The organism is Micromonospora sp. WMMD964 (genome assembly GCF_029581455.1).
Classification (GTDB): domain Bacteria; phylum Actinomycetota; class Actinomycetes; order Mycobacteriales; family Micromonosporaceae; genus Micromonospora.
This window is the reverse complement of sequence record NZ_CP120860.1, coordinates 1,303,802-1,315,548: the sequence shown is the minus strand read 5'-3', so window position 1 is coordinate 1,315,548 and position 11,747 is coordinate 1,303,802. Positions and strand designations below refer to the sequence as shown.

Genomic DNA, 11,747 nt, shown 5'->3' with positions numbered 1-11,747 from the left:
GCCGGCATCACGTCGAGCGGGGTCAGGTCAGGTCAACGGCCTCGGCGGTACGCAGCCAGACCGCCGTGTCCGACGGCAGCATCCCGTCGTCGAGCGGGCCACTGGCCAGCAACAACTCCCCCTCGGCCGGCATCGGAACCGCGGAGTCGGAGAGGTTGACGACGCAGGTGAAGTGGTCGCCGCGACGGAAGGCGAGCACCCCGTCCGGGGCGGGCAGCCAGGTCATCTCCCCGTCACCGAGCGCCGGGTCGGCCCGCCGGGCATGGATCGCCGCCCGGTACAGCTCCAGCATCGAGGCCGAGTCTCCGGTCTGCGCGCTGGCCGTCCGGTCCTTCCAGTCGGCCGGCTGGGGCAGCCAGGGCGCCGCAGCACCGGCGGGGCTGAACTCGAACGGTGGCTCGTCACCACCCCAGGGCAGGGGTACGCGGCAGCCGTCCCGGCCCGGGTCGATCCGGCCGGAGCGCTCCCACATCGGGTCCTGGCGCAGCGCGTACGGGATGTCCTCGACCTCGTAGAGGCCCAGCTCCTCGCCCTGGTAGACGTAGGCGGCACCGGGCAGCGACAGCGACAGCAGCGCGGCGGCCCGGGCTCGTCGGGTGCCCAGCTCCAGGTCGGTGGGGATGCCCTCGCGCTTGGCCGCGAAGCTGAACCTGGTGTCGGCCCGACCGTAGCGGGTGACGTGCCGGGTGACGTCGTGGTTGGACAGCACCCAGGTGGCCGGCGCGTTGACCGGCGCGTGCGCGCTCAACGTCCCGTCGATGCTCTCGCGCAACGCGGAGGCGTCCCAGGCGCAGCCGAGGAAGTCGAAGTTGAACGCGGCGTGCAGCTCGTCCGGGCGCAGGTAGTTGGCGAACCGCTGACGGTCCGGCAGCCACACCTCACCGATCAACGCGCGGTCCGCGTACTCGTCGGCGACCCGCCGCCAGCCCCGGTAGATGTCGTGCACCCCGTCGAGGTCGTGGAACGGGTGCGGCTGGTCCGGGTGGACCTCGGGCAGCGTCCCGTCCTTGACCAGCAGCCCGGCCGAGTCGATCCGGATGCCGTCCACGCCCCGGTCGAACCAGAACCGCAGGATGTCCTCGAACTCCGCCCGCACCCGGGGGTGGTCCCAGTTGAAGTCCGGCTGCTGCGGGGCGAAGAGGTGCAGGTACCAGTCGCCGGGGGTGCCGTCCGGGTTGGTGGTGCGGGTCCAGGTCTCGCCGCCGAACTCGCCCACCCAGTCGGTGGGCCGCTGGTCGCCGTTCGGGCCTCGGCCGGGGCGGAACCAGAACAGGTCCCGTTCGGGTGCCCCCGGCCCACCGGCGAGCGCCGCCTGGAACCAGGGGTGCGCGTCGGAGCAGTGGTTCGGCACCACGTCGACGATGGTCCGGATGCCCAGCGCGTGCGCCTCGGCGATCAACGCCTCCACCTCGCCGAGGGAGCCGAAGACCGGGTCGATGTCGCGGTAGTCGGACACGTCGTAGCCGGCGTCGGCCATCGGCGAGGGGTACCAGGGGCTGAACCAGATCGCGTCGACGCCGAGCGCGGACAGGTGATCCAGCCGGGACCGGATGCCGGCGATGTCGCCGATGCCGTCGCCGTTGCCGTCGGCGAAGCTCCGGGGGTACACCTGGTAGATCACCGCTCCACGCCACCACGGACTGCTGTCTGCTGTGGACACGAGCACCTGCTTTCTGGGTCAGTACGTCGGCGGGTTCGCCGGACCTGGATGTGTGCCGGGCGAACGGTCGTTGTTCGCCGCGGGGGCTGCGGTCGTGGCTACCCCTTGAGGCTGCCCGTGGTCAGACCGGACATGATGTTCCGTTGGAAGATCAGGAAGATGATGACGGTCGGGATGGCGGCGATGACCGAGGCGGCGATCACCACGTTCATCGGCGTACCGCCGGCGAAGGCGTAGATGCCGACGCTCACCGTCCGGGTCTCCGGCGAGGGCATGACCAGCTTCGGCCAGAGGAAGTCCTTCCACACCGCCGTCACCGCGAAGATCGAGACGACGCCGAGGATGGGGCGCGACAGCGGCAGGATGATCGACCACAGCGTGCGCAGCGACGACGCCCCGTCCATCAGGGCGGCGGCCATCAACTCCTCCGGGATCGAGTCGAAGAACCGCTTCAACAGGAAGATGTTGAACGCGTTGGCGACCAGGGGCAGCCAGATGGCGAACGGCGAGTCGAGCAGGTTGATGTGCAGGATCGGCAGGTCGATCACCGTCACGTACTGCGGGACGATGAGCACCATCGCCGGGATCATCAGTGTTCCCAGCATCAGGGCGAGGATCACGTTGCCGAACACCGGCCGAAGTTTCGACAGCGAGTACGCGGCCGCGGTGTCGAAGACGAGCTGGAACAGCACCGCCCCGGCGGCGTAGTAGAACGTGTTGAACAGCAGCTTGGCGAGGTCCAGGTTGTTCCACGCGTCGATGTAGTTCTGCGGCTGGGGGTCCTTCGGGAACAGCGAGGGCGGGGTCTGCGCGATCTCCTGACCGGACTTCAGGGCGCCGGTGACCATCCAGTAGAGCGGCCCGAGGAAGACGAGGGTGAAGCCCACGACGACGACGGTGAGCAGCGTCCAGTAGATGAACCGGCCGCGCCCACGGCGGAGTTGCGCGTGAGAGATGAGGGTCCGGGTGCCGGAGTCCTGTGCCATGTCTCGCCCGTCCTAGTCCTGTTTCGCGCTCAGCCGCAGGTAGGCGGCCGAGAAGCCGGCCAACACCACGAGCATGAGCACGCCGAGCGCCGCGGCGCCGTTGAGGTCGTTCTGGAAGAAGCCGTGCTGATAGATGAGGTACGCCACCGACGTCGCGGAGTCCTCCGCGCCCGCACCGTTGGCGAGGATCAGGGGCTCGATGAAGAGCTGCATCGTGGCGACGATCTGGATCATCGCCAGGAGCGCGAGGATCAACCGGGTCTGCGGGATCGTCACGTGGCGGATGCGCTTCCAGATGCCGGCGCCGTCCAGCTCGGCAGCCTCGTACAGCTCCCCCGGGATGTTCTGCAACGAGGCCAGGTAGATCAGCACCGCCCCGCCCATGTTCATCCAGGTCGACGCGAGCACCATGGCCGGCATTGTCATCTCGGGCGACTGCATCCACTGCGAGGTGGGCAGGTGCAGCGCCTTCAGGATCGCGTTGAAGAGACCGGCCTCGCTGGGGTCGTACGCGTAGAACTTGAAGAGGTACAACGCCGACGCCGGCGGCAGCATCACCGGCAGGTAGACCAGGATCCGCAGGTACCCCTTGGCGTGGCGGAACTCGTTGAGCAGGACCGCCACGAAGAACGGCACCGCGTACCCGAGGACGAGCGCGAGCAGTGTGAAGTAGAGCGTGTTCTGCCAGGCCGGCCAGAAGCTCGGGTCGGCGAGGATGCGGGAGTAGTTGTCCCACCCCACCCAGGTGGTCTCACCGCGCCGGGTCCGCTGGAAGCTCATGACGATGCCGCGGACCATCGGGTACCAGGAGAAGACGACGAAGCAGAGCACCGCGCCGATCAGGAACGCGTGCCCGGTGAGGTTGTCCCGTACCTTGCGGCCGAGGCTTGTGCGCTGCGCCCCGGCCGAGTACGGCGACGGCGGGCGGCCCGGTTTCCTGGGGGTCTCCGGGACGACGGTGATCGCCAAGGCAACTCCTGGGTGGGTTGAGTGACGTCGAGATGCGGTGCGGGTGGTGTGTGGGGGCCGGGTCGGCGTCCCGGCCCCCACACGCTCGGTCAGCTCTCCGCGGCGAGGAGCTGGTTGACCTTGTCCTCGGCGGTCTTGAGCAGCGCGTCGATGTTCGAGTTCGGGTTGGTCAGCACACCGGACATCGCGGCGTCGAGCACCGCGTAGATGGCCTGGGCGTTGCGCGGTTCACCCTTGATCGGGACCGGGGTGGCCTCGAAGAGCGCGAAGTTCGCGGTGTCCACGTTCGCGTTCGCCTTGCGCAGCTCCAGCTCCTGCTTCTGCGCGTCGCTGCCGTTGGCGAACAGCAGCGGCTGGGGCAGACCCACCGGGTAGTTCTGCGGCTTGGCCCGCACGTAGTCGAACTGCCCCTTGCCCGGGGTGAGCTTCTGGTATGCGATCCACTTCAGACCGGCCTTGACCTGCTCCGGGGTGAGGTCCTTCTTGAAGAAGTAGCCCTCGCCACCACCGAGCGTGCCCTTCGCCGCGCCGTCCTGGCCGGGCAGCGGGCTCATCGCCCAGTCCTGGAACTTGCCCTGGAACTGGCTGACGATCGCCTGGGTGGCGTCCGGCGCACCGATGAACATGCCGACCTTGCCGGCGCCGGCGTTGGTCAGCAGGTCGCCCCACTGGAGCAGCTGGCGGGCGCCCATGCTGTTGTCGCCGTACCGCATGTCCTTGAGGTTCTGCAGGACCTGCTTGCCCATGGGGTTGTTGAAGTCGGCCTTCTTGCCGTCCGCCGTGAGCACCTGGCCGCCCTGCGAGTAGAGCAGGGAGGTGAAGTGCCAGCCGCCGGTGTTGCCGGCGCTGTACTCCGAGTAGCCGGCGATGCCGTTGCCGAGCGCGGAGATCTTCTTGGCGGCGGCCCGGACGTCGGCCCAGGTCTTGGGCGGGTTGTTCGCGTCGAGCCCGGCCTGCTGGAACAGGACCTTGTTGTAGACCAGGCCCATCGAGTAGTTCTTCACCGGAACGGCGTAGAGCTTGCCGCCGTCGGTGAAGACCTCCTTGAGCGCCGGGTCGACGCTGTCCCAGGTCGGGATCGTGTCCTTGTTGGCGTACTGGCTGATGTCCATCGCCTGACCGGAGTCGAGCACCTGCTGGAGATCGGTCATGTACCCGTAGAACACGTCGGTCACGGTGCCGCCGGCCAGACGGGCGGTGAAGTCCGGCGGGTTGTTGCACTGCTCGCCGACGCTGACGCTCTTGATGATGATGTCCGGGTTCTGCTTCTGGAACTCGGCGACATCGTCGTTCCAGTTCTTCAGCAGCTCTTTCTGGGCACCGACCGGCTGGCAGTCGACGGTGATGGTGACCTTGCCGCCGGCGGTCGCGCCCTTGTCGTCACTCTTCGTGGAGCACGCCGTGAGGCTCAGCCCCAGGCCGGCCACGAGCGCGACCGCCGCAGCCTTTCGGTATTGCGGTACGGACATCTGTCCATCCCTTCGGGAACGGGTGTCTCCAATGACCTTCGCTGATCTGCGGTGATGCGACCTGACGCCCAGTAGCTGCGTCGGAGCCAGGTGTGAGTGGAGTCACTGTAGCGAGGCCGACTCATTTCAGCAAGGTGTCGACCCCATGACGAAAGGACACGACGCGATGGCGACAGATGTTGGCAAGGATTTGAAAGCAGCCGGGAATGTCGCCTTTTGTTCCTCTATTGCAGGTCATTCGATCGCTTCGATGAGGTTCGCTGCGAGCAACCACGAAAACGGCCGCCGACCGCGCGAAGCGGTCGACGGCCGAAGCGTCGTTCGGGTGCGGTACCTAGCGACCAGGGGCGGGAGCGGTCGAGCCGCGGACCACCAACTCGGGCTCGAACAGCAGCTCGTCCTGGAGCACGCCGGCACCCTCGATCTGGGTGACCAGCAGATCCACGGCGGCCTGACCCATCGTCTCGATCGGCTGCCGCACGGTGGTCAACGGCGGGTCGGTACAGGTCATGAATGCGGAGTCGTCGTAGCCCACCACCGACACGTCGGTCGGCACCGACCGACCCAGCCGCCGGGCCGCACGGATCGTGCCCAACGCCAGCACGTCGCTGGCGCAGATGATCCCGGTGACGCCCCGCTCGACCAGCTTCGTCGCGGCGACCCGCGCCCCCTCCATCGAGAAGCTGGAGCGTTCGACGCACTCGGCGTCGTCCTCGCCCCAACCGGCGGCCCTGGTCATCGCGTCCAGTTTGCGGCGCGACGGCACGTGCCCCTCCGGGCCGAGCACCATCCCGATGCGTTCATGCCCGAGTGAACGCAGGTGCCCGTACGCCTGCTCCACAGCCACCGCGTCGTCGGTCGAGACCCGGGGGAAACCCAGCTCGTCCACACCCGCGTTGACCAGCACGACCGGAAGGCCCCGATCGGTCAGCCGACGGTAGTGGTCGTGTCGCGCGTCGGCGAGCGCGTACGAGCCACCGGCGAAGATAACCCCGGAGACCTGGTGGTCGAGGAGCATCTCCACGTAGTCCATTTCGGAGACGCCGCCGATGGTCCGGGCGCAGAGAGCCGGCGTGTAGCCGCGCTGGGCGAGCGTCCCGGTGACGACCTCGGCCAGGGCCGGGAAGATCGGGTTCTGCAACTCGGGCAGCACCAGCCCGACCAGCCGGGCGCGTTCGCCACGCAGCTTGGTGGGTCGCTCGTAACCGAGCACGTCCAGCGCGGTCAGCACCGCGGTCCGGGTCGCCTCGGAGACGCCGTCGCGGCCGTTGAGCACCCGGCTGACGGTGGCCTCGCTGACGCCCGCCTTCTTGGCGACTTCAGTCAACCGCTTGGTCACGGCCGCAATCGTACGTCGTCTTGGTGAAAGAAATGAACAGCAAAATGCGCTGCGTTTGCTGTCCAGCTGCCGCATTCTTCCCATCCGCCACCAAACAAGCGCGTCCCGCAGGCCCACGCGCTAGACCTCCGACGGTAGGCGCGGTCGGGTCGGGACCACCTCGACGCTTCGCCTCGTCTCCGGCGGTCGTGCCTGCTCGGTGCCAAGATCCGCGCAACAACAGGTTTGTTGCTGTCTCCAGCTCGTCGGAGGCAGCAACATCCCCGATGTTGCGCGGATCTTGGCCGCGGGGCGCGGGGCGCGGGGTGGGGAGCGGGGGGCGCGGGGTGGGGAGCGGGGGGCGCGGGGTGGGGGGCGCGGGGTGGGGGGCGCGGGGTGGGGGGCGCGGGGCGGGGTGGGGGGGCGTCAGGACAGGTTGCGGAGCGCGTCACCGATGGCCCGGTGGAAGGTCGGGTACGCGTAGATCATGTGCCGGAGCTGACTCAGCGGAACCGCCGCGTGCACCGCCACCACCAGCGCGGACAGGACCTCGCCACCGGCCGGGCCGACCGAGGTCGCGCCGATCAGCACACCCTGGTCGGCGTCCGCGACGACCTTGATGAAGCCCTCGTCGCCGACCTGGTGGATCCAGCCCCGCGTCGAACTGCTGAGCTTGGTGAACCCGACCTGCACGTTGATGCCACGGTCGCGGGCCTGTCGCTCGGTGAGCCCGACCGCGCCGACCTCGGGGTCGGTGAAGGTCACCCGGGGAAGCGCGCGGTAGTCGGCGCGGGGAACGGTGCCGGCCGATCCGCTCGACCCGCTGGCGGCCAGTGCGCTGGACGCGCCCATCGCTCCGCCGACCACGCTCGACGTGCCGCTGGCGTCGGCCCCGGCCTTCGCCTGGCGGGCGCGGGCCAGGATGTCGGCGATCACGATCCCCGCCTGGTACATGGCGATGTGGGTGAAGGCGCCCTCGCCGGTCAGGTCACCGACCGCCCAGACGTGGTCGGTGACGTGCAACCGGTCGTCGACCGGCAGGTAGCGCTGACTGGCGTCCAGGCCGATCGTGTCCAACCCCAGCTCGCCCAGGTGGGCCTTCCGCCCGGTCACCACCAGCAGTCGGTCGGCGGTGTACGCCGCCCCGCCGCTGCCCCGCAGTGTGAACCGGGTGCCGTCATGTTCGACCCGTTCGGCGCGTACCCCGGTGTGGATCTCCACGCCGTCGGCGCGCAGCGCGGCGGCGGCGACCTCGGACGCCTCCGGTTCCTCGACGGCCAGCACCCGGTCGAGCGCCTCCACCACCGTCACCCGGACCCCGAAGCGGGCGAAGACCTGTGCCAACTCCAGGCCGATAGCGCCGCCGCCGAGCACCAGCAGCGACTCCGGCAGCTCCTCGGCCTCGATCGCTTGATGATTGGTCCAGTACGGCGTGTCGGCCAGACCGTCGATCGGGGGCACTGAGGGACGGGTCCCGGTGCCCAGCACGATTCCGTGCCGGGCCTCGAAAACCTGGTCACCGACCCGGACCCGCCGGGGGCCGTCGAGACGGCCGGTGCCGCGCACGAGCCTGCCGCCCTTGCCGGCGAACCGTTCGGCCGCGACTGTGTCGTCCCAGGTGTCGGTGGCCTCCTCTCGGATCCGCTTCGCCACCGGCGCCCAGTCGGGCTGGACCTGTGCCGTCCCGGCGAGCCCGTCGACCCGGCGGGCCTCGGCGAGGGCGTTGGCCGCCCTGATCATCATCTTGCTCGGGATGCAGCCCCAGTAGGGGCACTCCCCGCCGACCAGGTCCCGTTCGACGCCGACGACGCTCAGGCCTGCTTCGGCGAGCCGTTCGGCCACCTCCTCGCCGCCAACCCCGAGCCCAACCACGACCACGTCCACCAGCTCCGGATCTGCCACCGGAACAGCATGCCCCAGCGACACCGCCCGAATCGTCGGGGGCGGAGAAAAGTCCGCACACTCACCGGTCCGGGCCGCCTACCGTGTCGGGATGCACGCACGCTTCGCCCCCGTCCGGGACTGCTTCCACGACCTGCTCACGGCCGGTCGGGAGACCGGTGCCGGCCTGGTCATCTGGTACGACGGGCGACCCGTCGTCGACCTGGTCGGAGGCCACCGGGTCGGTGCCGAGCCGTGGCGACCGGACACACTCGCCAACGTCTACTCGGTCGGCAAGCCGGTGGCCGCACTCTGCCTGCTGATGCTCGTCGACCGGGGGCAGGTCGACCTCGACGTGCCGGTCGACGCCTACTGGCCGGAGTTCCACACGCCGGCCAGCGTGCGTCAGGTATTGACGCACACCGCCGGGCTTCCGGCCTTCCCGGTGCCCCGTCCGGCCACTGCGGTCGCCGACTGGGCGCTGCTCACCGGCGACCTGGCCGCCGCCGATCCCGAGTGGTCACCGGGGTCGGTGGCCGCGGAACACGCCTGGACGTACGGGCACCTGGTGGGTGAGCTGGTCCGGCGGGTCGACGGGCGGTCGGTGGGCCGGTTCCTGGCCGAGGAGATCGCCGACCGGTGGCAGCTCGACCTCGGTTTCGGACTGGCCGACGCCGACCAACGCCGCTGCGCCGAGATGCGCTACGGCGATCCGGGGTGGCCGACTCGCAAGCTCGGCGAGCCGGGGTCGTTGCGGGCGCGCGCGTTGGGCAACCCGGCCGGCGGGCTGGACCTGGCGGTGCTGAACAGCCCGCTGTGGCGAGCTGCCGAGATGCCGGCGGTCAACCTGCACGCCACCGCGTCCGGTCTGGCTCGGCTCTACGCCGGTCTGCTCGGCGGCGGCACCCTGGACGGGGTCCGGCTGTTCAGCCCGGAGCTGGTGACAGAGGCGACCCGGGTCCAGTACGACGGGCCGGACCTGCTGCTGGACCGCCAGGTCCGGTGGACGCTCGGCATGCAGTGGGAACCGGACGGCAGCTGGGGCATGGGCGGCATCGGCGGCAGCAGCGCGTGGGCCGACCCGGAACGGGGCTACGCCTTCGCGTACGCCACCGCGCACCTGGCCGAGCACGACCGGGTGGACGAGCTGGTGGAGGTGCTGCACTCCTGTCTCTGACCGCTGACCTCAGCGCAGCCAGACGGGGTCGGTGCCGGGCACGGTGAGCGGCGGCGGGTAGTCGAGCGTCCCGCGCAGCGCCTCGGGCAGTCGCCACGGTTGGTGGACGGCCTTGCCCTGCACCCCCGCCAGCTCCGGCACCCACCGGCGTACGTAGTCACCGGCCGGGTCGTACCGCTCGGCCTGCCGGACCGGGTTGAACCCCCGGTACGGCTTGGTGTCGTTGCCGGTGCCGGCGACCCACTGCCAGTTGCCGGAGTTGTTGGCCACGTCCCCGTCGAGCAGCCACCGGAAGAAGACGCCCACCCCGGACCGCCAGTCCTGCCCGAGGTGCTTGGTCAGGTACCCGGCCGTGATCAGGCGGGCCCGGTTGTGCATCCAGCCCTGCGTACGCATCTGCCGCATCCCGGCATCGACGATGGGCATCCCGGTGCGTCCCTCCGCCCAGGCCGCCAACGCGTCGTCGTCGTAGCGCCACTGCTCGGTGGCGCCCCGCCGGTACGCCGAGGTGGAGATCTCCGGGAACGCGGCGGTGACCTGGTAGTAGAAGTCCCGCCAACAGAGCTGCCTGACGAACGGGTTGGACCGGTCCCCGGCGCGGTTGGCCACCGCCAGTGGGGACACGCACCCGAACCGCAGGTACGGGCTGAGCCGGGACGTGTCGTCGCCGGCCATGTCGTCGTGCTGGTCGTCGTACCGGTGCAGGTCGGGCAGCCAGTCGGTGAGCCGCTGCCGGGCGACCCGCTCACCGCCGACCGCCGCGTCCGGCGAGTCTCCCGCCGGCGGCTTCGGCAGACCGCCCACGCGCACGCCGCTGGGCAGCGCCACCCGTTCCGGCGCGGCCAGCTCCTCGCGCCACTGACGGGCGGTCCAGGACCTGTGGTACGGGCTGAACACCCGGTAGTGGTCGCCGCCGCCACCGGGTTGAAGCGCGCCCGGCTCGACCACCGTCAGCCCGGGGAACAGTCGCAGGTGCAGCCGGTGCCGCTCGCACTCGACGCGTAGCCGCCGCTCCCGACGGCGGGCGTAGTGGCTGACGTCGGCGGAGAGCGCGACGGCGGTGGCTCCGACCTCGCCGGCCAGCCGGATCGTCTCGGCCACCGGGTCACCGTGCCGCACCACCAGGTCACCGCCGCGCTCGCGCAGCTCGGCGCGCAGCTCGGCGAGTGCCTGGTGCAGGAACCGGGTGCGGTTGGCCGACAGGTCGGCCAGCGCCGGGTCGAGCACGTACAGCGGCACCACCCGGTCGAACGCCGCACAGGTGGTGGCCAGCGCCGGGTGGTCGTGCACCCGCAGGTCGCGGGTGAGGAGCACGATCGCGGTGCTCGCGGTCACCGGCTCTCCGGTTGGACCGTCGGCCCGGGGATGGTGACCGGCGTACCGGTCGGGGTGAGCAGCGCACGGGCGGCGACCGCCATCCGTCGCCGCTGCGGCACCAGTGCCCGGCGGGTGAAGACGTCGTAGCCCTGCGCGGCCACCTCGTCGAGGATGCCGCCGTACAGGGCGTACGCGGTGCGCATGCAGGCCTGCGAGGCGGGCGCCAGCATGGTGATTCCCGGAGCGGCGGCGGCGTAGTGCGCCTGGGCGCGGGTCACCTCGTACTCGATCAACTCGCGGGTCTTCTGCGTGCCGCGACCTCGGGCGCTGGCCTCGGCCAGCTCGTCGCGGGTGACGCCGAACTTCGCCAGGTCCTCGTCCGGCAGGTAGGTGCGGCCCCGGTCGAGGTCCTCGGCGACGTCCCGGATGAAGTTGGTGAGCTGGAAGGCGAAGCCGAGCTGCCGGGCCGGCTCCCGTGCCGCCGCCGGGTCGGAGCTGCCCAGGATCGGCAGCATCATCGTTCCGATCACCGCCGCCGAACCCTCCATGTAGTCGAGCAGGTGGTCGTAGGTCGGGTACGCGGTGACCGTCAGGTCCATCGCCATGCTCTTCAGAAACGACGCGAAGTCGTCCCGGTCGAGATCGAAGACGGCGATCGTGTGCAGGACCGCCGGCAGCAACGGGTCGTCGACTGGCGCGCCGTGCAGCCCGGACACGAAACGGCTGGCCCAGTCGTCCAGGAGGGCGGCACGCTCGGCCTGGGGAAGGTCCTCGGTGCGGTCCACGATCTCGTCCGCGTACCGCGTGAACCCGTAGAGGGCGTGCACATGTCGTCGTTTCCAAGCGGGGAGCAGTCGGGTGGCGAGATAGTAGGTGCGGCCGTGACGTTTGTGCAGCTCACGGCACCGGTCATAGGCAGCGGTGAGATCAGTTTCCACCGGCCCTCCTCAATTATCGACGCACCAATCGA

At 70.1% G+C, this 11,747-nt stretch carries 9 protein-coding genes; 1 reads left to right on the top strand and 8 read right to left on the bottom strand.

Annotation, left to right across the window (positions count from 1 at the left end; translation table 11 throughout):
• Positions 1–22 precede the first annotated feature (22 nt).
• From O7616_RS06205 to O7616_RS06180, 6 genes are all read right to left on the bottom strand, one after another.
• Positions 23–1,660 (bottom strand): glycoside hydrolase family 13 protein, encoded by a 1,638-nt coding sequence (locus tag O7616_RS06205; RefSeq protein ID WP_282305974.1) that lies wholly within the window; start codon positions 1,658–1,660, stop codon positions 23–25.
• Positions 1,661–1,758: 98 nt separating this feature from the next.
• Entirely contained in the window at positions 1,759–2,646 is an 888-nt protein-coding gene (locus O7616_RS06200) for a carbohydrate ABC transporter permease (protein WP_282305973.1), read from the bottom strand.
• A gap of 12 nt (positions 2,647–2,658) precedes the next feature.
• Positions 2,659–3,615, bottom strand: a complete 957-nt coding sequence (locus tag O7616_RS06195) for a sugar ABC transporter permease (protein ID WP_282263261.1) — start codon at positions 3,613–3,615, stop codon at positions 2,659–2,661.
• 89 nt (positions 3,616–3,704) lie between these two features.
• Positions 3,705–5,084 carry an extracellular solute-binding protein gene (locus O7616_RS06190; protein WP_282305972.1) on the bottom strand — a complete coding sequence of 460 codons (1,380 nt, stop codon included), beginning with the start codon at positions 5,082–5,084 and terminating at the stop codon, positions 3,705–3,707.
• Between the two features lie 334 nt (positions 5,085–5,418).
• Positions 5,419–6,423, bottom strand: coding sequence for a LacI family DNA-binding transcriptional regulator (locus O7616_RS06185; protein WP_282305971.1), 1,005 nt, complete (start codon positions 6,421–6,423; stop codon positions 5,419–5,421).
• A gap of 405 nt (positions 6,424–6,828) precedes the next feature.
• Positions 6,829–8,304 (bottom strand): NAD(P)/FAD-dependent oxidoreductase, encoded by a 1,476-nt coding sequence (locus O7616_RS06180; RefSeq protein WP_282305970.1) that lies wholly within the window; start codon positions 8,302–8,304, stop codon positions 6,829–6,831.
• 91 nt (positions 8,305–8,395) lie between these two features.
• Between O7616_RS06180 and O7616_RS06175 the strand changes: the two genes are divergently transcribed.
• Positions 8,396–9,460 (top strand): serine hydrolase domain-containing protein, encoded by a 1,065-nt coding sequence (locus tag O7616_RS06175; RefSeq protein ID WP_282305969.1) that lies wholly within the window; start codon positions 8,396–8,398, stop codon positions 9,458–9,460.
• A gap of 9 nt (positions 9,461–9,469) precedes the next feature.
• Here O7616_RS06175 and O7616_RS06170 read toward each other — a convergent pair whose 3' ends face one another.
• Both O7616_RS06170 and O7616_RS06165 read right to left on the bottom strand, forming a co-directional pair.
• Positions 9,470–10,795, bottom strand: coding sequence for a deoxyribodipyrimidine photo-lyase (locus tag O7616_RS06170; RefSeq protein WP_282305968.1), 1,326 nt, complete (start codon positions 10,793–10,795; stop codon positions 9,470–9,472).
• Entirely contained in the window at positions 10,792–11,715 is a 924-nt protein-coding gene (locus tag O7616_RS06165) for a phytoene/squalene synthase family protein (protein ID WP_282305967.1), read from the bottom strand. The genes O7616_RS06170 and O7616_RS06165 overlap by 4 nt, the downstream gene beginning before the upstream one ends.
• Positions 11,716–11,747: the final 32 nt, after the last annotated feature.

Excerpts from the sequence above, each read along its gene's own strand:
- O7616_RS06175 (WP_282305969.1), top strand. The coding sequence starts at position 8,396 with ATGCACGCACGCTTCGCCCCCGTCCGGGACTGCTTCCACGACCTGCTC.
- O7616_RS06200 (WP_282305973.1), bottom strand. The coding sequence starts at position 2,646 with ATGGCACAGGACTCCGGCACCCGGACCCTCATCTCTCACGCGCAACTC.
- O7616_RS06190 (WP_282305972.1), bottom strand. The coding sequence starts at position 5,084 with ATGTCCGTACCGCAATACCGAAAGGCTGCGGCGGTCGCGCTCGTGGCC.